Source organism: Cognaticolwellia aestuarii (assembly GCF_002000025.1).
GTDB lineage: Bacteria > Pseudomonadota > Gammaproteobacteria > Enterobacterales > Alteromonadaceae > Cognaticolwellia > Cognaticolwellia aestuarii.
In genome coordinates, this window is the sequence record NZ_MUZV01000005.1 from 322,808 (window position 1) to 347,107 (window position 24,300).

Below are 24,300 nucleotides of genomic sequence, written 5' to 3' on the forward strand. Positions count from 1 at the left end.
ACAAAGCCTCAGGTCTCTTACAACATGGCGACAAAACAAGTTAGATACGAAGCACTCGTTAAAGCATTACATGCCGATTTATATCGGTATGGATACTGGCTATGCCATGACAAGCATATTGCTGAAGACTTAGTGCAAGAAACATTTTTACGTGCATGGCGCGCGCTTGACTCATTGAAAGATGAAAAGGCAGCAAAGTCATGGTTAATTACCATTCTTCGCAGAGAAAATGCCCGCCGATTTGAGCGTAAGCGTTTTGAAATGAGCGAATATGAAGAGGCAACAATTACCGATGTAAAAGCAACGAGTAATGAACAAGAGATTGAAAACTATTGGTTACGCGAAAAAATAGCACAAATGCCTGAAGAGTACCGAGAGCCGCTAGTTTTACAGGTTATTGGAGGTTTCAGTGGTGAAGAAATCGCTAACATTTTGTCATTAAATAAAAATACCGTTATGACACGATTATTTCGTGCTCGCAATCAATTAAAAGAGGCCGTAGACGACGAGCCAAAATTAAGAGGTCTACACAATGGATGATTTGCAATTTAGACGTAGCATATTAGCAGATCCAAAAAGTCGTGATGATGCAACAAATGAAGCAATCAAAAACGACGCAGCGAAACAAAAGTTTGCACACGATGTTTCTGCATTAGATGATAAAATTGCGCAAGCAATGAATATTCCCGTACCTGATGGTTTATACGATAACTTAATCTTACGCCAAACAATGGCTAGCCATCAGCAGCAAAAAAGAAAAACACGTGTACGTTTAGCGATGGCCGCTTCTGTTGCATTTGTTATGGGTTTAACCGTTAACTTTATGATGTTTTCTCATACCTATAAAAATTTAGGTGATTACGCCATTGCTCATGTTAACCATGAAGCCGCTCATTTTTCAAATAGTGCTCAACCAAAGGTAAGTTTAGCTTCATTGAATGAAAAAATGGCAGCATTTAAAGGCAGCTTTGATAGCACATTTGGCACACTCATTTTCGCTGATTATTGTCGTTTTGATGGCAGTAAAAGTTTGCATCTAGTTTTTCAAGGCAAATCTAGCCCAGTGAATGTTTTTATTTTACCAGATGACGAAGACATCACCTTCGTAAAAGACTTTGCTAATGATGAATTACAAGGTCATTCTCTCAATTTCAATCACTCTAATGTTATTGTGGTTGGAGATAAAAATGAACCCATTGAGCAATGGCAGGACCGCGTTAAGCAAAATATTACCTGGTCTATTTAGAGCAATTAATACCAAAGCAATGGCATTAGTTATTCTCCCTGTAACCTTCATACAGGGAGAATTCTTAAAAACAGGCTACCACCCCGAATTGCTGTAATAAACTCCTGCCTTTCTCCCTGTAAAAACAAAAATTCACAAGAAGAAAACTAAGCGAACTACAGGAGAAATAATTCAACCCTTGTTGTAGTAATAAACTCCTGCTTTTATCCTGCCTTCCTCTCTGTAAATATCAAAAAAGCCATGGAAAAAGAAAATCAAAAGTACTAAAAAAGCCGTTAATGAACCCATTAACGGCTTTTTATTTTACAAAATGCAGTGCAGTTTATGAAGAAACCAACCAATGTTATATTTTCAATTGGCCTCTTATTAACTCATATTCATTGGTTAATGCTTTCCAGCTACTTGATCAAAAATAACCTCTAGTTCAGGTTGTTCTTTGGCTGTTAAGCGACTAACCAAAACAATAGCAATAGTGGCCATAACAAAGCCAGGTACTATTTCATACATCACCGAACTTAAAGACTGACCATTAATGGTTATTGGTGCATATATCCATATTAATACGGTTACCGCCCCTGTTAACATACCTGCTAATGCGCCATTACTGTTCATTTTCTTCCAGTATAAACTTAGGATAACCAACGGGCCAAATGCTGCACCAAAACCTGCCCAAGCATTACTGACAAGAGTTAGAATTGAACTGTTTCTATCATAGGCAAGAAAAACAGCGACAAGCGCAACTAAAGCAACAGATAAGCGGCCAACAAAAACTAATTGCTTTTCAGTGGCGTCTTTATTCAAAAACGCTTGGTAAAAATCGCCTGTTAATGAGCTTGAGGTTACTAACAGCTGCGAAGAAATAGTACTCATGATCGCTGCAAGTATGGCTGCTAATAAGAAACCAGCAATTAATGGGTGAAATAGTAATTGTGATAACACAATAAATATTGTTTCTGCATCACCCAATTCCATCCCTGTATTAGCAACATAAGCAGCACCAGCAAACCCCGTTGCCATAGCACCAATTAGCGCAACGATCATCCAGCTCATACCAATTCTACGCGCTTTGGGTAAATCATCTACTGAACGAATAGCCATAAATCTCACAATAATATGTGGCTGGCCAAAATAACCTAATCCCCAGGCCATTGCTGAAATTATCGCAACAATACCAACGTTATTAAATACATCTAACATTTGCGGGTTAAGCTGTTCAATCGTATCGAACATCGCACCAGTACCGCCAATTTCACTAATCGCAACAACAGGCACTAAAACTAAAGCAATGAACATAATACAGCCCTGAACAAAGTCAGTAAGGCTTACGGCTAAAAAGCCACCAAACAGCGTATAAAGCACCACCACACCAGCGGTAATGTACAAACCAACTTCATAACTTAAGCCAAATGAACTTTCAAATAGCTTACCACCAGCCACTATGCCTGAAGACGTATATAAGGTAAAAAATAAGATAATAACAATTGAAGAGGCAATACGAAGTTTGCGCGTGTGATCTGCAAAGCGGTTTTCAAAATAATCAGGCAGGGTTATCGAGTCATTAGCGACTTCTGTATAGGTTCTTAGTCTAGGGGCAACAATAAGGTAATTTAAATAGGCACCAAAAGCTAAGCCTAGAGAAATCCAAACGCTACTAAGCCCTGTGGTATACATTAGTCCTGGCACCCCCATAAGCATCCAACCACTCATGTCTGAAGCACCAGCAGAAAGCGCTGTCACCCCTGGGCCTAAACTACGCCCCCCTAGCATAAAGCCAGAAACATCACTGGTAGATTTTCTATAGGCATATATACCTATTCCTAACATAACAATAAAATATAGCGCCAATGAAATCATTGTTCCTACGGCCATTTAACCTCCAAAAAAATTAGACTAATCAGACTCATTTATTGTGCAACCTAACATGTTAATGACGAGCATAGAACAAGTAAAATTTGTTAAACATCGTTATTTCATACTAAATTTAATTTTCGTCACCACCCGTTAACCACTGGGTGCATAAAAGAAGAGCTGAGAACTTTATCGCTAGTGTTGCTGCGTTTGATATAAAACAGTATTTTTTGCTATTTTATTAACCAAAAATCGTAGAAAAATTAAAACTAAAATTGAAGCTTTACACCCTCTACTATAAAATTCTACTCTCGTTAGTTGCGAATAATAAACTATTTGTCTGCAATTAATTTGTTCAAAAAAAAAAGCACATTGCTAATCAATTAAACATGAACAGGAATATTATGTTGAGTAAATGGCTAATAACCATGCTTTTTCATAAGTATTCCTATTTATTTGTGTTATAAATAAGATTGTAACTAGCAAATAAATTTTGCTAGATGATAATAACAATAATAATAAATTTATGTATTATAAAATCAGATTAATCGGGAATTTGTATGTACTTCTACGCTGCTAGGCAACCTATATTGGATAAAGAAAAAAAACTCTTTGCCTATGAACTCTTGTTTCGTGACAGTATTGATAATATTTTTCCTGATATAGACGCTGACGAAGCAACCACCAAAATGATCGAGGCCAGTAACTTTAATCTAGGTATCAGTGAATTTACCGGTAATAAACCCGCTTTCATCAATTTCACTTTAGAAACACTTGCCCAGGGTTACCCCGAAACCCTCACAACCGAAGAAGTCGTGGTTGAAATTTTAGAAACCGTCAAACCTGGCAAAAAATTATTAGCTATTTGCAAAGACTTACATGAGAAAGGCTATACCATAGCGTTAGATGATTATATTCATCAGCCTGTTTGGCAACACTTTTACCCCTTTATTAGTATTATTAAAATTGACTGGCAAGACACCTCCATAGCAACGATCAAAGATGTAAAAGTTGCTATTCAAGACTTTCCCCATATCAAATTATTAGCAGAAAAAGTCGAAACATATGAAGAATACAACCAAGCATTAGAGCTAGATTTCGAGCTTTTCCAAGGTTTCTTTTTCGCCAAACCAGAAATGGTAAAGACCAAAAGCTTATCGCCATCACAAATGGCAATGGCAGAGTTACTTTATGAGACTTCAAAAAAGGACTTAGACCTAGCAAGTATTACTTCAGTTTTCGAGCGTGACGTCACCTTATCTTATAAGCTATTACGCTACGCCAATTCAGCTATTTTTAAAAGACGCAATGAAATATCGACAATCAAACAAGCATTAGTAACCTTGGGCTCAGAAGAATTAAAGCGCTTCTTAGGCTTAATGTTTGCATCAAATATTAACCCTGATAAACCTTCAGAACTTATTAACGCGGCAATGGTACGAGCAAAGTTTTGTGAATTAATGGCGAGCGAAGTTAAGCCACCAATAGATAACTCTATTGCCTTTTTAACGGGTTTATTATCGTTAATTGACGCCATTGTCGACGAAGAATTAACCAGTATTCTCTCTAAACTGCCTTTAGCGCAAGAAATAAAAGACACCCTACTGACACGTAAAGGCGCCATGGCAGCACTTATTATGCTTTTAGAGTTTATAGAGCGCGCAGAATGGTCAAAAACCAGCGCAGTGATAGAAACACTTGGCTTAGAGAAATCTGACGTTATTAAAAGCTACAATGAAGCAATTGCCTGGGCAGACGAGCAATCAAGCACTAAAAACTAATCATACTTTCAAATAAAACTTAACTAAAAAATGTGTAAAAAAAGCCTAATATTAATTATATTAGGCTTTTTTACAGTTAATCCAGCTCAGGTACTAGCGTAAGAGTTATTCAAAGCCATTTGGATTTTGTGATTGCCAGCGCCATGTATCAGCTATCATAGTGGCTAAGTCACGCTTTGCATGCCAGTTTAATAGCTTATTGGCCACTTTCGCATCAGCAAAAACCGTTGCAATATCTCCGGCACGACGTGGCACTATTTTAAAAGGAATATCTTGGCCTGAAATTTCTTTGAAGGTATTAACAATTTCTAACACTGACGTGCCATTACCAGTACCTAAGTTAATCGGTACACAGCCTTTAATTTCATGGAGTTTTTCTAGTGCTTTAACATGGCCTTGGGCTAAATCAACAACATGAATATAGTCTCTCACCCCAGTACCATCGCTTGTAGGATAATCATCACCAAACACCTGTAGCTGTGCTAAGCGGCCAACAGCTACCTGCGAAACATAAGGCAGCAAGTTATTAGGAATACCATTAGGATTTTCGCCAATTAAGCCAGACTCATGCGCACCAATGGGATTGAAATAACGCAAACAAGCGATAGACCATTCGTCATCACTTTTTGCTAAATCAAACAGTATATTTTCGATCATCAATTTAGTTTGACCATAAGGATTGGTCGCAGAAGTAGGCATAGTTTCGTCAAGCGGTGACGGATTGTTTTCACCATAAACGGTAGCCGATGAGCTAAAGACTAAGTTTTTTACACCATGTTCAGCCATCACTTGTAACAGAGTGACTGAGCCAGAAACATTGTTATGGTAGTAACTTAGCGGCATAGTACTTGACTCACCAACCGCTTTTAGCCCAGCGAAGTGCACTACAGCCTCAATGTCATGTTCGGAGAATACTTGTTGCATCGCAACTCGATCACAAATATCAGCTTCAATAAAGGTAACTGTTTTGCCGGTAATTTGTTTTATTCGATCGAGTACTAAAGTGGAAGAGTTTGCGAGGTTGTCGACAATAATAATATCTTTATCTAAAGCCAATAATTCTACAACAGTGTGGCTACCAATAAACCCGGTACCGCCAGTGATCAACAAACTCATCTAAAAATCCTTATAAATATTAAAAAACCTAATTTACCTTATTCTCAGATGCAGCACACAGTGAAAAAATAGGTAAATTATTCTTGATAATATTTTGACACTATCTCGATGAAGTTGCCAAGTTTTTCTGGCGGAAGTTGATTTATACCTGCCGCTGCAGCCCTGCCACCACCGGTCTCAAATTGCACGCAGAGATCGCCAGCACCTTGCTTATTATTCAAAGGTGCTCGCAGGCTAACTAAATAGCTATTATCAGCATTTAACGTTAACACTGCATGCGCTTTGTAGGGCGCTCTATTTGCTAATTCATTACCAAAAACACCACTCACTCGTCTTGACCAAGGGGCATTTTCGAGCTCAATAATTTGCAGTACATTACTATCGTGTAATATCTCGGCGTTACTGGCTTGATGCATATCAGCATTATAGGCTTGTTCAAGCTGGCTGAAAATTGAGTTAGGCTCAGCGATTAACGTAAATGGATTAGGGTAACTAAGTAGCTTTTCAAACAGCTGCGCTGGTGCGAAGTGCAAATCATCAACTGAGCGCCCATAGCCATTGTAATTGATATAAGTACCTAAGGCTTTAAGCTTTGCCTGCTCATTGAGCGCTAAGCCTTGTTGCGCTGACAACTGTTCAGCAGCCTGATTCATATTATCACCAAATGCGGCAACAATTGCCCACAAAACAAAGCGATCTGCTAAATACTGATTAACCAGTAAACTTGTACAAGTATTAGCATCGGTATCAATAATTGCTTTTAGCTGTTTTGACTTTGGGATAGTACCCGCGCGATGGTGATCAACATAAAAAACCTCAACGTCATTATTGAGTATGTTTGTCAGCGCTTGATGATTTTTCTCCATTGATATATCCAGCACAGTTACCGAAGTCGCTTTATTAATGTCAACTTGCTGTAATAACTCGATATCACGTTTAACACCGGTGATTAAAGTAGAAGGTTTTGGATCAGCCAGTCGTAACTGTAAAAGCGCAATAATACCGTCGGCATCGCCATTAAAAACATCAAAATGCATGAAAAATCCTAAATAAATTATTAGCTGTCAGTAAAAGAAAGCTATCAGTTTGAAACTGTCAGTAAAAGATAGCTATCAGTTTGAAGCTGTCAGTTAAAACAAGTAAAACCAAACACCACACTCTTGGTTAGGCGCTTGGTTTTGCTTTTACTGAAAGCTCAAAACTGACAGCTTACAGCTAAGTTCTTAGTTTTAAGTTAAAAGCTGTCAGCTGTCAGTTAAAACAAGTAAAACCAAACACCACACTCTTGGTTAGGCGCTTGGTTTTGCTTTTACTGATAGCTCAAAACTGAAAGCTTACAGCTAAGTTCTTAGTTTTAAGTTTAAAGCTGTCAGCTATCAGTTAAAACAAGTAAAACCAAACACCACACTATTGGTTAGGCGCTTGGTTCTGTTTTTACTGAAAGCTCAAAACTGACAGCTTACAGCTAAGTTCTTAGTTTGAAGCTATCAGTTAAAACAAGTAAAACCAAACACCACACTCTTGGTTAGGCGCTTGGTTTTGCTTTTACTGATAGCTCAAAACTGAAAGCTTACAGCTAAGTTCTTAGTTTAAAGTTGAAAGCTGTCAGCTATCAGCTAAAACAAGTAAAACCAAACACCACACTCTTGGTTAGACGCTTGGTTTTGCTTTTACTGATAGCTCAAAACTGACAGCTTACAGCTAAGTACTTAGTTTTAAGTTTAAAGCTGTCAGCTGTCAGTTATCACCAAGCGCCACACTCTTGGTGAGGCGCTTGGTTTTGCTTTTACTGATAGCTCAAAACTGACAGCTTACAGCTATTTTTTCGGTTTTACTGAAAGCTTACAGCTTTGCTCTTAGCTATAATTCCGTGTTCTGCCAAGTAATCAACAACCTGTTGCGCACACTGCTCGACACTTTTGCCATCAGTATTAATATGAATTTGTGCTTTTTTAGGCGCTTCATAAGCAGAATCAATACCGGTAAAGTCTTTAATCTCACCCGCTCTAGCGAGCTTATATAAGCCTTTTGGATCACGTTGCTCGCAGATTTCAATTGGGGTATCAATAAATACTTCGATAAACTCGGTTGATGCTAATTTACTTGCAGCTAATGCCCTATCAGCGCGAAATGGCGATATAAACGCGGTAGAAACAATTAAACCAGCATCTACAAATAATTTTGCTACTTCACTAATTCGACGAATGTTCTCAACACGGTCTTCATCACTAAAGCCTAAATCACCATTTAAGCCATGACGGACATTATCGCCATCAAGCAAGTAGCTATGACAGCTACGTTCAAATAACATCGCATCAACAGCATTTGCAATCGTTGATTTGCCAGAACCACTAAGGCCGGTATACCAAAGTAAACATGGCTTTTGCTGCTTTAATTCAGCACGCTGTTGTTTATCAATATGCTGCTCATGCCAAACAGTATTTTCAGTTTTCATAAAATTCCTAAAATAAAAAAGACATTATAGCTAAAACATAGCTGTAAGCTGTCAGTTTTAAGCTTTCAGTAAAACAAAAGTAATAGTTTTAAGCTTTCAGTAAAAACAAAAGACAAACCATCAGTATGGCACTTGTTTTAACTGAAAGCTGATAGCTCAAAACTGACAGCTATCCCTTCAATCTTTTACTGACAGCTGACAGCTCAATACTTATAGCTAACAACATAGCTCTCAGTTCGAAGCTTTCATTAAAACACAAAACAAACTCCCAACTAGTCTTTGCTTTTACTGATAGCTGACAGCTCAAAACTATCTCTTACTTGTGTTAACTGACATCTGACAGCTTAAAACTTATAGCTTATAGTAGGTTTAAAACTTATAAACCAAGGGTATCATCGTTAATACTACTACGCTGTATGCGAAAGTTATCGGCCAACCGAACTTAACAAAATCTGATATTTTATAATTGCCAGCATTAAACACCATAATATTGGTTTGGTAGCCATACGGGCTAATAAAGCTACCGCTAGCACCAAATGCTACCGCCATCACTAATGGCATAGGATCTACGCCTAAGCCGATTGCTATATTGTAAGCAATAGGGAAAATTAAGGCTGCAGCAGCGCTATTTGTGACAACTTCGGTCAGCAACAAAGTAATAAAGAAAATCACCACTAAGGCGATAATCGCACTTTGCCCGGCTAATACCTGCTCAATTTCACCGGCAAAAACAGCAGCAACGCCACTGTTTTCAAAAGCCTGCGCTAAAGTTAAAGCGCCGAGAACAATCAACCAAATTTCAATCGGGAAACGACGCTTAATCTCATTAACCGTTAAACATCCCGTTAAAATCAACACCGCGATGTAAAACATTAAACTAGTTAATAAACTTATCGAGCTAAATAACGTTAAGGCAATCGCGATCACAAAGCCAAATATAGCTAGCGAGTCACGCCAGCCTGAAAGCATGCTGTCTGGTTTATGGCCAGAAAGTATATAGAAATTTTTCGTTAAGTTAGTACGGGCAGAGAAATCATTACCAACAGCTAAAACCAGAAAGTCACCCGGTTGAATTTTTATTTCACCTAACTTTCCTGACAATGCCATACCTTCGCGGCGAATAGCCACAACAGCAGCATCAAAACGGGCGCGAAAACCAGCAGTTTTTAGCGTTTTACCAACAATAGCAGAGTCGGGTTTAATTAAAACTTCAGTTAAGTTCTCACGTAATAAGCCATTTTTTTCAGCAAATAAACTTAAACCATCAAACTGTTGTAAAACTAACACTTTACTGATGTCGCCACTGAAAATTAATCTATCATGCTGCTGAATCACTTCATCGGGTGCAACAGGAGAAATCAGGCGGCCAGAGCGTACTAGTTCCACAAGGAATAACGTGTCTAAATTTCGTAAACCGTTGTCTTCAATACTTTTACCAATAAGTTTAGACTGCTCGCTTACCCTAGCCTCTACCAAGTACTCTTTAACTTGTAAGTCATCTGTTTTCATATCCTTAAGGGTATTTTGTCTCACCAGAATAACCACTAAACACACGATTAACGCAACAAGTCCTACCAAACTAAAGTCAAAAAAGCCAAAGCTCTCTTGCCCTTGTTTAAGCCACAAAGAGTTAACAATAAGATTGGTTGAAGTACCAATTAACGTCAATGTGCCGCCTAATATTGCCGCAAATGATAATGGTAAAAGCAGCTTAGCAGGATTAACCAGGGTATTTTTTTTCACCGTAGAAATAAGTGTTGCAACCACCGCGGTATTACTTATTACTGCTGAACTGAATGCAGTAAACAACAAGGTTTTAGTGCTGGCAGACTTCTCATTACCACTGAGTAGCAAAGCGGATATCCGTCTTAAGATACTGGTACGCTCATAAGCAAATGAACATAGCACTAATAACAATAAGGTCACTAAACCAGGGTTTACCGCGTTATGTAAAATGTCATCCGAAGAAACAAAAGATGTGGCTAAACACGCGAGCGTAGCACTACCAAATACCCGCTCAGGAATACTGGGAAAGCGAACTAGCGCGACAAGTGTTGATACAAATATCAATACAAATAACCACTGCATAAACAACATAATATCAACCTAAAAAACAGCTGTAAGCTCTTAACAGATAGCTATAAGCTTTCAGTTTTAAGCTGTCAGTAAAACACAAAACTTATAGCGGTAAGCTTTCAGTTTTAAGCTGTCAGAAAAATCAAAAACAAGCTCCGAACTAGTCTCTTGATTTTAACTGAAAGCTGACAGCTCTTAACTGATAGCTAATAACTTTAAACTGCTCTTAACCGACAGCTATTCCTATGGTTATAGCTTTAACAAATCACGAGCGCCCCAATGCGGGAAGTGTTTACGCACTAAAGTATTCAACTCTTTTTCAAAATCAGAATATTCATGCGCTTGCTGTGCTGCTAATGCACCGTTGATCATACCAGCACCAACCGTGATATTGCTCAGTCTATCAATAATGATAAATGCGCCAGTAGCTTTGTTGTCGTTGTATGCATCAAAATGCAATGTTTCAGCAACTTCAAAGTTCACCACACCAATTTCATTTAACGCTAATTGGTCAACCTTAGATTCTTCTAAAGTATTTACATCAATACGATGACTAATGCTCAAGGCATGACCAGTAGTGAGTTTACTGCCTTGTTTAATGTAATATTCACGACCGGGTTCAAGCTCGTCTTCATGCATCCAAACTACGGTTGCACTTAGCTCTTTCGCTGATGACGGTAAATGGCCTTTCTTAACAATCATTTCACCGCGACTGATATCGATCTCATCTTCTAATGTCAGTGTAATCGCCATGCCTTGATCGGCTCGTTCAATATCACCTTCAAAGGTAACAATTGATTTTACAACGCTTTCTTTGCCAGATGGCAAGGCAACCACTTCATCACCAACACGAATATGACCAGAGCCAACCGTACCAGCAAAACCTCTAAAGTCTAAATTAGGGCGATTAACATATTGCACTTGTAATCTAAACTGCGTGAAACCTTTTTGATCATCAACTTTAATGGTATTAAGCAGCTTCATCATTGTCGCGCCAGGATACCAAGGCATGTTGACACTTTCTTCAACAACATTATCGCCATTAAGCGCTGAAATAGGCACAAAACGTACATCGTCAAATGCTAAATCATCAGCAAATTTACGATATTCTTTTTTAATTTCTTGATAACGATCTTGGCTGTAATCAACCAAATCCATTTTGTTCACCGCCACTAATACATGCTTAATGCCGAGTAAAGAACAAATAAAAGAATGGCGACGGGTTTGCACTTGTACGCCATGGCGAGCATCAATCAAAATAATAGCAAGATCACAATTCGATGCACCTGTTGCCATATTGCGAGTGTATTGCTCATGGCCTGGCGTGTCGGCAATAATAAACTTACGTTTATCTGTAGCAAAATAACGATAGGCTACATCAATGGTAATACCCTGTTCACGCTCAGACTGTAAGCCATCAACTAACAAAGCTAAATCAACCGCTTCACCAGTAGTGCCTGATTTTTTACTATCGTTTTCAATCGCCGCTAATTGATCTTCAAAGATCATTTTAGAATCATGCAATAAGCGACCAATTAAAGTACTTTTACCGTCATCAACACTGCCACAAGTAAAAAAACGCACCATTTCTTTATTTTCATGCTGCTTTAGGTAAGACTCAATGTCAGTTTCAAGCAAATCTGTTGTCGTCATAATTTTTCCTAGAATTTATTTCTTTAATACTGCTATTAATTTGTAAACTTTCAATTGAAAACTTTGGCTTTAAAAATAACCTTCCATTTTCTTTTTCTCCATCGAGCCAGCAGAGTCGTGATCAATCACACGCCCTTGTCGTTCGGAGGTTTTGGTTAATAGCATTTCTTGAATAATTTCAGGTAAAGTCGTCGCTGTTGACTCAACAGCGCCGGTTAATGGATAACAACCTAAAGTTCTAAAACGCACACTTTTCATTTGTATTTCTTCATCGTCACCAATTGGCATGCGATCATCATCAACCATAATTAATGTGCCATCGCGCTCAACTACAGGACGTTTTTCCGCTAAATATAACGGAACAATTGGAATACTCTCTAAATAAATATATTGCCAAATATCAAGCTCGGTCCAGTTTGATAATGGGAAAACGCGAATACTTTCACCTTTATTCACTTTACCATTGTATACGTTCCATAGCTCTGGACGTTGGCTTTTAGGATCCCAGCGATGGTTTTTATCACGGAATGAATACACACGCTCTTTTGCACGTGACTTTTCTTCATCACGACGTGCGCCACCAAAAGCTGCGTCAAAACCGTAATGGTCTAACGCCTGCTTTAAACCTTGTGTTTTCATAATATCGGTATGTTTGGCACTACCATGCTCAAATGGGCTGATATTCATCGCCATACCTTCAGGATTTTTATGCACAAGTAAATCAAAGCCATGGTCTTTTGCCATTTGATCACGAAAAGCGATCATCTCTTTGAATTTCCAGTTGGTATCAACATGAAGTAATGGAAAAGGGATTTTTCCAGGCGCAAAAGCTTTACGCGCCAGGTGTAATAACACTGCAGAATCTTTACCTACAGAGTAAAGCATTACAGGATTATCAAACTCTGCGGCAACTTCACGCATAATATGGATAGATTCGGCTTCAAGCTTTTGTAAATGTGTTAAAGGCATCGCTGTTCACTAAAGGTGTTGACATAATAATGAGCAATATCATGCCACAGCGACCAAGCATTATCCATATAAGTAAAAGCTTGTTTATACCAAAATGATATAAAGCTAAAAATACAGCGTAACTAAAGTGCTATTGAGATTAATTTAGCAATTACCTAAATTATGTTTATAGCGACGGATCAGTGCTAATGAGGAAGCAGAGAGTGTTGTACTATCAATATCGGCCATCGGCTTAGCCATAACATTTAGTACTTCTTTACCTAATTGCTTGCCTAACTCAACGCCCCACTGATCATAAGAATTTACTTGCCATATCACACCTTGAACAAATATTTTATGCTCATAAAGCGCCAATAGCGCTCCTAGTGATTTAGGATCAAGTTGCTGCATTAACAACGTATTACTAGGCGTGTTACCTTTCATGGTTTTATGCTTGGCGAGCCTGTTAACTTCTATATCATCTGCACCTGATAAACGCAGCTCTTCTTCAGCTTGAGCTAACGTTTTACCTTGCATTAATGCTTCACTTTGAGCAAAACAATTAGCCACCAACGCATCGTGATTCGCTAAATGCTCACTGGTAGGAGCCAATGACAAAATAAAATCAGTGGGAATAATATCAGCACTTTGATGCATTAATTGCATAAAAGCGTGTTGCCCGTTAGTGCCTTCCTGGCCAAACACTACCGGCGCGGTTAAGTAATTAAGCGTGTTGCCATTATTATCAACCGACTTACCATTACTTTCCATATCAGTTTGCTGTAAGTAGCCCGGCAAGGCTCTCAGGGCATGGTTGTAAGGTAAAATGGCTAAACTTGGGTAACCCAAACCGTTACGATTCCAAATGCCTAATAATGCCATAATCACTGGCATATTTTGCGCAAACGGTGCTTGTTGAAAATGCTGATCCATTTCAAAAGCACCTGTTTTCAAATCATTAAAGTGTTGATTACCAATCACGAGCGCAAGCGGTAAACCCACCGCTGACCATAACGAAAAGCGACCACCAACCCAATCCCACATCGGCAAAATGTTTTCAGCTTTAATACCAAAAGCGGTAGCAGCAGCAACATTAGTACTCACGGCATACCAATGCTGGGCAATAATATCGCAAGATGAAAGGTTATTTTCAGCACCAGCTTTAAGCATCCATTCTTTTACAATAGTGGCGTTTAGCAGTGTTTCTTGGGTAGTAAAAGTTTTAGAAATTACAACAACCAGTGTGGTATTAGCATTAAGTTTTGCAAATTTTTCTTGCGCAGCGTCACCATCAACATTGGCTAATACATGGGCTTTTAAACCCGGCTGATGATAAGGCACCAACGCAGAAAGCGCGACTTTAACACCGTAATATGAACCACCAATACCAATAGCCAAAATATCAGTAAACTTCTCGCCAGTTACTGAACGAATATGACCTGATTGTACATCATCTACAATCTTCGCCATTTTGCTTTCAGTATCGATAACTTCTTGCGCTACAGTGCCTAGCACCGATTTTTTAACCGCATCAGGCGCACGTAAAACCGTATGCAGCACAGCACGCTGTTCGGTGTTATTTAATTGTACGCCAGAGAATTGCGCAGATATTTTATCAGCAAGCTTAGCTTTTTCAGCAAGAGTTAGTAACAGCTCAAATTCATCGTTAACAATATTTTGCTTGGCATAATCAAGGAATAAACCCGCTGCAGAAACTGAATAGTTGTCACTTCGTTCATTATCTGAGAACAGTGAAAAAATACTCCGAGCTAAAGCCTGCTCAGTAAATTGTGATAAATTTGCTACGTCCATATAAATCTCTGAAAAAAGTTATAAGTTTAAAGCTATCAGCTGTCAGTAAAACAAGTACCACACTCATGATTAGGTGTTTGGCTTTTCTGAAAGCTTAAAACTGATAGCTTACAGCTGAGTTCTTAGCTTTAAGTTTAAAGCTATCAGCTGTCAGTAAAACAAGTACCACACTCATGATTAGGTGTTTGGCTTTTCTGAAAGCTTACAGCTGAGTTATTAGCTTTAAGTTTAAAGCTGTCAGTTAAAACAAGTAAAACCAGACACCATGCTCATGGTTAGGTGTTTGATTTTTCTGAAAGCTCAAAACTGAAGCTTAAAGCTAAGTTCTTAGCTATTCATCAACTCTTTTAGATAACTGCTAAATTCTTCCGCCATTTCAGGGTGACGTAAGCCATATTCAACGTTAGCTTTCATATAGCCTAGTTTTGAGCCACAATCGTGTGATTTACCTGTCATGTGGAATGCTTCAACGGTTTCTTTTTCCATTAACATCGCAATAGCATCGGTTAATTGAATTTCATCGCCAGCACCAGGAGGAGTCAATTTTAGCAAGTCCCAGATTTTTTCAGACAACACATAACGGCCAACAACCGCTAAATTAGAAGGCGCTTCATCAACCGGAGGTTTTTCAACAATAGCTGTCATGGTTTTTGACTCACCAGGCGCTAAGTCAACACCGCCACAATCAACAACGCCATAGCTGCTCACTTGTTCCATAGGCACAGGCTCAACCATAATCTGACTGTAGCCACCTACCTCATTATAACGACTTAACATAGCCGCTAAATTTTCGGTTTTTAAGTTAGCTGTTGCATCATCCAAAATAACATCAGGTAACACCACAACAAAAGGCTCATTACCAATGATAGGGCGCGCTTTTAATACCGCATGGCCTAAACCTTTAGCTTCACCTTGACGAACATGCAAAATGGTCACTTCTTTAGGGCAAATTGCTTGAATTTCGTCAAGCAACTGGCGTTTTACACGTTTTTCTAAAGTTGTTTCAAGCTCAAACGATTTATCAAAGTGGTTTTCGATAGCGTTTTTCGAAGAGTGTGTCACTAAAACAATTTCTGTAATACCCGCCGATATGCACTCATTAACAATATACTGGATTAAAGGTTTATCAACAATCGGAAGCATTTCCTTTGGAATAGCTTTAGTCGCTGGCAACATCCGTGTACCTAAACCAGCTACTGGTATTACAGCTTTATTGATTTTATTTGGCATTTTAATCCTTTTAAAAATATGTTTTAGTTAATTAAATTTTATACCATAAAAAAAAACTAATTACTGTATTCAAATTACAGTTTTAAGACTTATGAATATTGCTCAGCAATCCAGTTTTGATAAGAGCCATCCATAACACTTTGCCACCAAGCTTCATTATTTAAATACCAAGCCACCGTTTTAGCAATGCCACTATCAAATGATTCTTTCGGTTGATAGCCTAGCTCATTATTTGTTTTCGTCGCGTCAATAGCATAACGACGATCATGGCCCAATCTATCCTTAACATAAGTAATAAGTGACTCTGTATTTTTTGCCATCGCTGCCTTAGCCGCAGGAAAACGAGTCGCTAAGTCAGGTTTTTTAACGAACTCTTGCTCAACCAATTTTGAAATAGTGTTAACAATATCAATATTGGCCCATTCATTATCACCACCAATGTTATAGTTTTCGCCAATGCGGCCATTCTGTAACACTAAATCAATCCCATAAGCGTGATCTTCCACATATAACCAATCACGTATTTGCTGACCATCGCCATATATTGGCAAGGCTTTATCATGCAAAATGTTGGTAATAACTAAAGGGATCAATTTTTCTGGAAAATGGAAAGGACCATAGTTATTCGAGCAGTTACTGGTAGTAACATTTAAGCCATAAGTATGGTGATAAGCCCGCACTAAATGATCACTGGCCGCTTTACTCGCCGAATAAGGAGAGTTAGGCGCATAGGCAGTATCTTCAGTAAAAGCAGGATCAGTAGCTGATAACGTGCCGTATACTTCGTCTGTTGATACGTGATGAAAGCGATGTCCTTCAAGTACACTTTCACCATCCAACCATACTTTCTTAGCGGCTTTAAGTAAGCTGTAAGTGCCCATAATATTGGTTTCAATAAAGGCATCTGGGCCGGTAATTGAACGGTCTACATGAGACTCAGCTGCAAAATGCACTAACGTATCAATGCTATGTTCAAGCAATAGTGTTTCAATTAATGCTTGATCACAAATATTACCATGAACAAAGGTAAAGTTAGCTTGGTCTTTCACACAATCTAAGTTAGCGATGTTACCCGCATAAGTCAGTGCATCAAGCACTAACACTTGATCATTTGGGTATTTAGTCATCCAATAATGTACAAAGTTAGCGCCAATAAAGCCTGCACCACCTGTAACTAATAATTTTTTCATAAGAATCTCGAATTAATAATATAATTTCACTATGCTTCGCGTTCATTTTTTAACGCTGTCATCATATGCGTTAACTGTTCTTGCCAGTGCATTAACGAAAGTTCAGGCAAAGCGTTAATAAAACTCGCTTTATCTAACACACTATAATGAGGGCGTTTAGCGGGTGTTGGATACTGCGCAGTAGTTATCGGCTTAATAGCTATTTTTTTATCCAATAAGCCAAGCTCTAAAGCTATATTTTGAATAGCCACAGCAAAATCAAACCAACTAGCAACACCCGTATCCGTATAATGATGAACGCCAATAACCTGCTGAGTTATGCTAGCAATACAAGCTTTTGCTAAGCCTTTCGCGTAGGTAGGTGTGCCAATTTGGTCACTAATAACCCCTAATTCAGGTTTAGTAGCCATTAAATTCAACATCGTTTTTACAAAATTATTGCCATGCGTTGAATACACCCAAGAGGTGCGAATAATAGCACTACGCTGTGGATAAATATCAGCAATCAGCTGTTCACCTTGTGCTTTACTCATACCATAAACCCCTAAAGGATTTATCGCATCACCCGGTGAATAGGGCAACCCCTTATCGCCATGAAAAACAAAGTCTGTTGAAATATGTACAAAGGGTACATCTAAGTGCTTGCATGCTTGTGCTATATGTCCCACCGCTTTCGTATTTAGTAAGTAGGCGTTTTCGATATCACTTTCAGCTTTATCTACCGCGGTATAAGCCGAGGCGTTAATAACTCCCTCAGCATCGTACTGCTTTAGTATATTCACTAATGCAGAGACATTTTGTAAGTCAACATCATCGCGCCCTAGGCAAACGATAGCTTGTGAAGGTGTTGAAAGCTGGGCTAATTCCCAAGCAAGTTGACCCGATTTACCAATAACGATTATTGTCATTTTTTATTATCTATCATTATTTTTAAAAATATTAGAAAACAGCTTATTAGAGCGTAGGCGCGTCTTTAAATAACAGTCCCACTTCATCTTTTGCTGACAGTGAAGGCATTTTTCCACTCACTAAAGGCCACTGAATATTTAACGCAGGATCATTCCATAACAATGACACTTCATGCTCAGGCGCATAATAATCAGTACATTTATATACAAACTCTGCCGAATCACTCATGACATAAAAGCCATGTGCAAAACCTTCTGGTACCCACAACTGACGTTTATTTTCACCAGAAAGTATCACGCCAACATGCTGGCCATAAGTTGGCGATGACTCACGCATATCAACGGCTACATCATAAACCTCGCCGGAAGTTACACGCACCAATTTGCCTTGAGTATTTTTCAGCTGATAATGCAAGCCACGTAAAATGCCATGACTTGATTTACTGTGGTTATCTTGCACAAAACTGAGCTCTGCACAGTGTTTTGTGAATTCATCAACGCGAAAAGTTTCCATAAAAAAACCACGTTCATCGCCAAAAACCTGTGGTTCAATTATCTTAACATCCGCAATAGCTGTATCTATATAGTGCATTAAAACACCCGCTCTTCAATCAGCTTTATCAAATATTCACCATAACCACTTTTTCGTAGTGGTTGCGCTATTTCACGCAGCTTTTCTTCACTTAACCAACCGTTACGATAAGCCACTTCTTCAGGGCAATTCACTTTTAGCCCCTGACGCTTCTCAATGGTTGAAATGAAATTAGCTGCAGCCAATAAGTCATCATGAGTACCGGTATCAAGCCAAGCAGTACCTCGGCCCATAATTTCAACTTTTAACTCGCCGGCTTTTAAGTACTGATCAATCACGTCGGTTATTTCCAACTCACCACGAGCTGAGGGCTGCACATTTTTAGCAAACTCAACGACACGAGCGTCGAAAAAGTATAAGCCAGGCACCGCGTAGTTAGACTTGGGCTCAGCAGGCTTTTCTTCGATAGAAATAGCCGTACCGTTGGCATCAAACTCTACAACACCATAAGATCTCGGATTTGACACATGATAGCCAAAAACCGTACCACCAGTTTTTTGGGCATTGGCACTTTGCAGTGACTTAGTTAAATCATGGCCATAAAACATATTATCGCCGAGCACCAATGCTGCAGGCGCACCACCAAGAAACTCTTCAGCTACAATAAAAGCTTGGGCTAAACCATCTGGGCTTGGCTGCTCTTTATAAGAGATTGAAACACCAAAATTATCACCATTACCAAGTAAGTTTTCAAAACGATGAATTTCTTCAGGGGTAGATATAACTAATATTTCTTTAATCCCTGCTTGCATTAATGTTGCAAGCGGGTAATAAACCATAGGTTTATCATAAACGGGCATGAGCTGCTTACTAACCACTTTGGTTAATGGGTAAAGGCGGGTTCCGCTTCCACCGGCTAAAATAATTCCTTTTCTCATAATATTCTCTTTATTTAAACAAACTGAAGTACTGATCTTTAACTATTTTCCAAGTATATCGACGTTCTGCAACGTCTTGCATATGACTACCATTACTTATATCTACCGATTTATTTATTAATTGAGTTAGCTCTTCATCATCACTAAAAAACTCTGCTTTATCTTCAGTTGATGCGCGATTGTAGTTGCAATCAAATGCAAAAATACTCTTATTAAAGTGCATCATTTCAACTAAAGAGGGATTAGTTCCACCCGCTGAATGACCATGTACATAAAAACTGCATTTTTGCCTCATATCAAAAAGTACTTTAATATCGTAAATAGGGTCTATTATATCAATGTTATCAAATTGTTGGTATTGGCTTTTCATTGCAAGGCCAAAGTCACTATTATCCCAATTACCTATAAATTTTAATTTTTTACTTGTTTGGCTGAAGCTTTTGAGTATAAGTTCAACATTATTTTCGGGTTCTATTCTGCATAATGCAAGAGCATAATTTTCATCAGATAGGTTTAGATCACTTATAACTGCATGGTCACCACCATAAGCAATAACTTCTGCTCTAACCTGATACTCGTTTCTAACGTAATCAGCAATAGCGGCATTATCTGCAACTATAACATCAGAGTATTTCACTGCTAACTTTTCGGAGTACTTCAGAAATTTTTTGACTAGACCACTCCACTTTGCCCTTTTCCACTCTAAACCGTCAATATTAGTAATAATACGAACTTTAGAGAAAAGTCGAATAACGGGTAAGCAAATTGCACCTGAAACCCCCAATAGCAAAATATTATCAGAACCTTTCCATACAGAATGGCAAAGTGACCAAATATCATAAGGAATACTTTGTGCACCATTCGCATTTAATGGAATATAGTGTAGCTTGGCATTTCTATACTTTGAAGGCCTTTCCAAATAACTTTTTGAAGAGCAGTAAACCGTTATATTTCTATCCTGCTCATCATCCGACAACAAATTTTCGACAAGTGTTTCAAAACCACCATAACAAGCAGGCACGCCAACGGTACCAATAATAGATATCTTATTATCCTTATAATATTCTAGATCTTTCTTAATCGACATACTGTTCAAAATACATTCAAAATCCATTCTTTTTTTTGTATAATAATCAGCATAATTTTCTTTCCAATATTGATTACAAGCTGTATTTTTTGTATTAAAACTAGCCTCTAAACATTTTAATATACGATATTTAGCATCATCTTGCGATTCTAGGTCTATATCAATAGCTATACCTGAGTTTAATTGATCTATAACTTCAAACTGAGGAATAACCTTAGAAGTAATGATTAGAGTATTAAAGTATAAGTGTTCATAATATTTATTCGGCGCAGCATACTTATGCAGTGGTATAGATGGACAATAGTATGCCCAAGTAAAGTCCACTTCATTGTATAGCTCTGGTAATGTTTCAGCATTAAAGCTACCAAAAAAATCTATGTTAGTGTGTTTCAAGGAGGTCTCAACAAGCTCAGCTTCCATCCCTCCTTGCCCAGCAAAGATAACAGAAATAGAGTTAGGATTTTCCTTAGCTAAGGATATAAGAAATTCTAACCCCCTTGAGCCATAATCAAGAGTACCAAAGTAACCTACTCGGCAACCTTTTTTCTGTTTATATTTTAAATTATTTATTGGAGATAAAGAATAGTCAGGTACATTTTCTACGACAAACAGTTTTTTAGGTTTGAGTACTTTTCCTATGGTATCTTTATAGTACTTTAATCTACTTAAGTGTGGCACTATTACAACATCCGCACAAAGGGCAACCCTATATTCTAAATAATCAATGATCTTCGAAAAAAAACGTAACCCACGTTTTGTTTGGGCAAATGGGTCAACAATATCGAAGATGCTTTTGATTCCTTTCAGTTTAGCAGCCCACAAGCCTAATAAAGCTGTTTCAAAGTCCATAAAAATAATAACATCATCTTTTTTAATTTTTGTTATAACTATGTAAGGGACCCAAAAAATAAACAATATGTACTTTACTCCCCGTAGGAATGGATTACCAGATTTGTAAAATGGAAAACTAAAAGAGTTTTTATTACTACTAATAGAAGCATCTTTCTCCCAAGTACAACTATAAGATAAATTGTTATCCACTAACCCCATATTTCTCTGTGTTCTGGAGTCTGCATGTAAAGGTAAACTTCTAAATACAAATAATTTCACTATTTTCTTGCCTTTAATAAATATAAAGCGGGGATAAATGCAACAGGCTGGTTACTAGTTGCAGTGAGTAAAGATAGGACAATAAAGAAGGTGATAAACTTCTCTTCTTTATTATTTTCTAATTTATAAAGGGAATAAAGCATGTATGTAATTACAAATAAATAATAAATCTTGAGCTCACTGAGTCTAGCCAAAATTACTGACTCAATACCAGCTCCAGCATCAGTGCCTTCATTAATAACCTGCATTGCAATACTATGACTTCCTATGGGCTCTGGTATAAATGATAGAAGATCATTTTTTATAGCGATCGCAAAAGCATGGAAATGACCTAGAGTGCTGGCCACATGATACCTTAAAACACCTGAGTTTAATGTAAGATAATACGAATCAAGAATAAGATAAAAGGGAAATAAACTAAGTAACCCCAATATTACCGGTATTTTCCATTTACTCCTAATAATGTAAAAAGCTAATGAAAAAACAATAACTTTTGACATTGTAAACACAACTACAATAAACGATAATATTTTAACGATAAATTTTGAAGAAACAATCCTATGATCAAGAAAAAAGCAACAAGCTAACATTGTACATAATAAATTGGGTGAATATAGAGGTGCTCCAAGCCTATCACCAAGCAAACCATTAGATAGGTTAATATCAACACCTTTGTTAGAGTAGTACTCATGAGTCCTGAATACTTGTTGTGTAAAATTCATACCTAAGATATTGGTAGTTAAAGCATCAAATATAGCGATAAAAACTATGAAGTAAATAAAACAAAAAACTTCTCGGTTTGTTACATCTAAACTCCCCTTGTATCTGCATAATTCTATCAACATTACTAATAAAAATATATCTCGCATCCCATAGACAAAGCCTAAAATTTCTACAGATTGAAAACCTTCAGTAAAAGGAGCCGCACCGTAAAAAGCTATAATAGCTAGGAAAGTTATTGCTATGTATGACTTTATCATAAACAATAATATCAGTAGCAAGATCATCCAAGACTCTCTTACAGCCATAAGTGGCAAACTTAGAGTTGAAAACCATGCTACAGATACATTTGTAACTACATAGCCCCATGTAGTTACAAAAAAAATTAACCTTCTTAAAGTGAGCTTATAAGTCATATATCGAATATTTAAGATTAGTTACAAGCTGCTCTGCAAATAATGCGCTCTTATCCAAGCTTGCGTGTACACTTTTTTGGTAATCAGCTGTTTCAGCTGAAATTTTCTCAACAATATACGTCTCATTAGATATTACATCTTGATAAACAAAATCTTCAAGTCCGAACAACCCCATGAAGTAGCGAGTTTTCTCATGATAGGCTATTGCAATAGTTGGGATCTCTAGAGCTAAACCATAAATAACAGAATGAGTCTTATGCCCTATAATGAATGATGCACCTTTGAATAGTTCGAGTGTATCTTTCGGGCTTTTGTCTTCGTCAATAAAACTAACACAGTCACCTGCTAATTCACTTATCACTTCATTTAAAAACCCCCTCTCATCACCTCCAAACCCTTTGTATTGCATTGGGATAAAAATGACATCAAACCCCTTCGCGATTAGACCTTCAGCTATACTGATCCAAGATTTTTTATAGCTTCCTAAATATGCCTCATCCGCAATGCCAGCCGTATAGACTGCGCAACATACATAAGGCTTATTAATATTTTTGACAAAATCAGAAACTAATTTATTGGAAAGGAATACGCTGTCTGGAGCTTTTATAGTTTTAGCCCCCGATGTATTTTTTACACACTTCTCACTCAAATCATCACGTACGAAAATTTGACTACATGAATCGAAGACACGCCCCATGGCTATTTTAGAGTAATTAGTTGCAGTGTCTATTGGACCTATAGACTGAGACCACATCACTGTTTGATGTCCATATAAATCAGCAAGAGCCAAAGAAACTAATTGCGGGTTTATGCAATCTTTTTCTAAGACATTTGAAATATGATGGCCGCCTGTGCAAATGACTTTATCCACATTCTTAAAGGCAGATATAAGCTGTGAATTAAAAAAAAGAGAAGCTAAAATTTTAGCAAATTTATCATATTTATTTGCATAACAATATAAGAACAACTTGTAAAATATTTTACGCATCATCATAAATTTTATACGTCTAATTGCATTTTTAATAAAACCAACTTCAGGTGTTTTAAAAATTTTACCACCTGGCCAGTAAACTGATTTTACACTTTCATTTGCCCAAAAAGGCGATTTACCATCACTACAAGAAACAGTAATTTCATTATTTGTGGATACCATGTCTAAGCATTTAGTTAAATAATAAAGTACGCTATTATCGCCTTTATTATGTGAACAATGATTTAATATAAAAATTTTCAT

At 37.7% G+C, this 24,300-nt stretch carries 19 protein-coding genes; 3 read left to right on the forward strand and 16 right to left on the reverse strand.

Going from position 1 to position 24,300, the window contains the following annotated elements:
- Positions 1-24: 24 nt before the first annotated feature.
- Both B0169_RS10035 and B0169_RS10040 read left to right on the forward strand, forming a co-directional pair.
- Positions 25-540 (forward strand): sigma-70 family RNA polymerase sigma factor, encoded by a 516-nt coding sequence (locus B0169_RS10035; protein ID WP_235838539.1) that lies wholly within the window; start codon positions 25-27, stop codon positions 538-540.
- Complete coding sequence (locus tag B0169_RS10040; RefSeq protein ID WP_077285834.1) at positions 533-1,246, forward strand: DUF3379 family protein; 714 nt, start codon at positions 533-535, stop codon at positions 1,244-1,246. The genes B0169_RS10035 and B0169_RS10040 overlap by 8 nt, the downstream gene beginning before the upstream one ends.
- 384 nt (positions 1,247-1,630) lie before the next feature.
- On the opposite strand, the gene putP is transcribed toward B0169_RS10040, so the two are convergent.
- Positions 1,631-3,115 (reverse strand): sodium/proline symporter PutP, encoded by a 1,485-nt coding sequence (gene putP / locus B0169_RS10045; protein ID WP_077285835.1) that lies wholly within the window; start codon positions 3,113-3,115, stop codon positions 1,631-1,633.
- Positions 3,116-3,654: 539 nt separating this feature from the next.
- On the opposite strand from putP, the gene B0169_RS10050 reads away from it, so the two are divergent.
- Entirely contained in the window at positions 3,655-4,875 is a 1,221-nt protein-coding gene (locus B0169_RS10050) for an EAL and HDOD domain-containing protein (protein ID WP_077285836.1), read from the forward strand.
- Positions 4,876-4,980: 105 nt separating this feature from the next.
- On the opposite strand, the gene galE is transcribed toward B0169_RS10050, so the two are convergent.
- The 15 genes from galE to B0169_RS10125 all read right to left on the reverse strand — a co-directional run bounded on the left by galE (position 4,981) and on the right by B0169_RS10125 (position 24,300).
- Positions 4,981-5,991 carry a UDP-glucose 4-epimerase GalE gene (gene galE / locus B0169_RS10055; protein WP_077285837.1) on the reverse strand — a complete coding sequence of 337 codons (1,011 nt, stop codon included), beginning with the start codon at positions 5,989-5,991 and terminating at the stop codon, positions 4,981-4,983.
- A 77-nt stretch (positions 5,992-6,068) separates the two neighbouring features.
- Positions 6,069-7,028 (reverse strand): acetyltransferase, encoded by a 960-nt coding sequence (locus B0169_RS10060; protein WP_077285838.1) that lies wholly within the window; start codon positions 7,026-7,028, stop codon positions 6,069-6,071.
- A 794-nt stretch (positions 7,029-7,822) separates the two neighbouring features.
- The gene (cysC, locus tag B0169_RS10065) at positions 7,823-8,446 is read right to left on the reverse strand and encodes an adenylyl-sulfate kinase (protein ID WP_077285839.1); all 624 of its coding nucleotides are present in this window, start codon (positions 8,444-8,446) and stop codon (positions 7,823-7,825) included.
- Positions 8,447-8,815: 369 nt separating this feature from the next.
- Positions 8,816-10,543, reverse strand: a complete 1,728-nt coding sequence (locus B0169_RS10070; RefSeq protein ID WP_077285840.1) for an SLC13 family permease — start codon at positions 10,541-10,543, stop codon at positions 8,816-8,818.
- 228 nt (positions 10,544-10,771) lie between these two features.
- On the reverse strand, positions 10,772-12,175 hold the full coding sequence (cysN, locus tag B0169_RS10075; protein WP_077285841.1) for a sulfate adenylyltransferase subunit CysN: 1,404 nt from the start codon (positions 12,173-12,175) through the stop codon (positions 10,772-10,774).
- A 69-nt stretch (positions 12,176-12,244) separates the two neighbouring features.
- Positions 12,245-13,144 carry a sulfate adenylyltransferase subunit CysD gene (gene cysD / locus B0169_RS10080; RefSeq protein ID WP_077285842.1) on the reverse strand — a complete coding sequence of 300 codons (900 nt, stop codon included), beginning with the start codon at positions 13,142-13,144 and terminating at the stop codon, positions 12,245-12,247.
- 144 nt (positions 13,145-13,288) lie between these two features.
- A complete protein-coding gene (gene pgi, locus B0169_RS10085) occupies positions 13,289-14,935 on the reverse strand; it encodes a glucose-6-phosphate isomerase (protein WP_077285843.1) in 1,647 nt (548 codons plus the stop codon).
- Between the two features lie 327 nt (positions 14,936-15,262).
- Positions 15,263-16,165 carry a UTP--glucose-1-phosphate uridylyltransferase GalU gene (galU, locus tag B0169_RS10090; protein ID WP_077285844.1) on the reverse strand — a complete coding sequence of 301 codons (903 nt, stop codon included), beginning with the start codon at positions 16,163-16,165 and terminating at the stop codon, positions 15,263-15,265.
- Between the two features lie 89 nt (positions 16,166-16,254).
- The gene (rfbB, locus tag B0169_RS10095; RefSeq protein ID WP_077285845.1) at positions 16,255-17,355 is read right to left on the reverse strand and encodes a dTDP-glucose 4,6-dehydratase; all 1,101 of its coding nucleotides are present in this window, start codon (positions 17,353-17,355) and stop codon (positions 16,255-16,257) included.
- Between the two features lie 29 nt (positions 17,356-17,384).
- A complete protein-coding gene (gene rfbD, locus B0169_RS10100) occupies positions 17,385-18,263 on the reverse strand; it encodes a dTDP-4-dehydrorhamnose reductase (RefSeq protein WP_077285846.1) in 879 nt (292 codons plus the stop codon).
- 46 nt (positions 18,264-18,309) lie between these two features.
- Positions 18,310-18,855, reverse strand: coding sequence for a dTDP-4-dehydrorhamnose 3,5-epimerase (gene rfbC, locus B0169_RS10105; protein WP_077285847.1), 546 nt, complete (start codon positions 18,853-18,855; stop codon positions 18,310-18,312).
- Positions 18,855-19,733: a glucose-1-phosphate thymidylyltransferase RfbA gene (gene rfbA / locus B0169_RS10110; protein ID WP_077285848.1), complete on the reverse strand. Its 879-nt coding sequence runs from the start codon at positions 19,731-19,733 to the stop codon at positions 18,855-18,857. Before rfbA ends, rfbC begins: the two co-directional genes overlap by 1 nt.
- Positions 19,734-19,743: 10 nt before the next feature.
- Positions 19,744-21,930, reverse strand: a complete 2,187-nt coding sequence (locus B0169_RS19535) for a DUF1972 domain-containing protein (RefSeq protein WP_235838540.1) — start codon at positions 21,928-21,930, stop codon at positions 19,744-19,746.
- Positions 21,930-23,066: a hypothetical protein gene (locus B0169_RS10120; RefSeq protein ID WP_077285849.1), complete on the reverse strand. Its 1,137-nt coding sequence runs from the start codon at positions 23,064-23,066 to the stop codon at positions 21,930-21,932. The genes B0169_RS19535 and B0169_RS10120 overlap by 1 nt, the downstream gene beginning before the upstream one ends.
- Complete coding sequence (locus tag B0169_RS10125) at positions 23,056-24,300, reverse strand: polysaccharide pyruvyl transferase family protein (RefSeq protein WP_077285850.1); 1,245 nt, start codon at positions 24,298-24,300, stop codon at positions 23,056-23,058. Before B0169_RS10125 ends, B0169_RS10120 begins: the two co-directional genes overlap by 11 nt.

Excerpts from the sequence above, each read along its gene's own strand:
- B0169_RS10060 (WP_077285838.1), bottom strand. The coding sequence starts at position 7,028 with ATGCATTTTGATGTTTTTAATGGCGATGCCGACGGTATTATTGCGCTT.
- galU (WP_077285844.1), bottom strand. The coding sequence starts at position 16,165 with ATGCCAAATAAAATCAATAAAGCTGTAATACCAGTAGCTGGTTTAGGT.
- rfbA (WP_077285848.1), bottom strand. The coding sequence starts at position 19,733 with ATGAGAAAAGGAATTATTTTAGCCGGTGGAAGCGGAACCCGCCTTTAC.
- putP (WP_077285835.1), bottom strand. The coding sequence starts at position 3,115 with ATGGCCGTAGGAACAATGATTTCATTGGCGCTATATTTTATTGTTATG.
- cysN (WP_077285841.1), bottom strand. The coding sequence starts at position 12,175 with ATGACGACAACAGATTTGCTTGAAACTGACATTGAGTCTTACCTAAAG.
- galE (WP_077285837.1), bottom strand. The coding sequence starts at position 5,991 with ATGAGTTTGTTGATCACTGGCGGTACCGGGTTTATTGGTAGCCACACT.
- rfbC (WP_077285847.1), bottom strand. The coding sequence starts at position 18,855 with ATGCACTATATAGATACAGCTATTGCGGATGTTAAGATAATTGAACCA.
- B0169_RS10035 (WP_235838539.1), top strand. The coding sequence starts at position 25 with ATGGCGACAAAACAAGTTAGATACGAAGCACTCGTTAAAGCATTACAT.
- B0169_RS10125 (WP_077285850.1), bottom strand. The coding sequence starts at position 24,300 with ATGAAAATTTTTATATTAAATCATTGTTCACATAATAAAGGCGATAAT.
- B0169_RS10050 (WP_077285836.1), top strand. The coding sequence starts at position 3,655 with ATGTACTTCTACGCTGCTAGGCAACCTATATTGGATAAAGAAAAAAAA.
- rfbB (WP_077285845.1), bottom strand. The coding sequence starts at position 17,355 with ATGAAAAAATTATTAGTTACAGGTGGTGCAGGCTTTATTGGCGCTAAC.
- B0169_RS10040 (WP_077285834.1), top strand. The coding sequence starts at position 533 with ATGGATGATTTGCAATTTAGACGTAGCATATTAGCAGATCCAAAAAGT.
- cysC (WP_077285839.1), bottom strand. The coding sequence starts at position 8,446 with ATGAAAACTGAAAATACTGTTTGGCATGAGCAGCATATTGATAAACAA.
- B0169_RS10120 (WP_077285849.1), bottom strand. The coding sequence starts at position 23,066 with ATGACTTATAAGCTCACTTTAAGAAGGTTAATTTTTTTTGTAACTACA.
- B0169_RS10070 (WP_077285840.1), bottom strand. The coding sequence starts at position 10,543 with ATGTTGTTTATGCAGTGGTTATTTGTATTGATATTTGTATCAACACTT.
- rfbD (WP_077285846.1), bottom strand. The coding sequence starts at position 18,263 with ATGACAATAATCGTTATTGGTAAATCGGGTCAACTTGCTTGGGAATTA.
- cysD (WP_077285842.1), bottom strand. The coding sequence starts at position 13,144 with ATGCCTTTAACACATTTACAAAAGCTTGAAGCCGAATCTATCCATATT.
- pgi (WP_077285843.1), bottom strand. The coding sequence starts at position 14,935 with ATGGACGTAGCAAATTTATCACAATTTACTGAGCAGGCTTTAGCTCGG.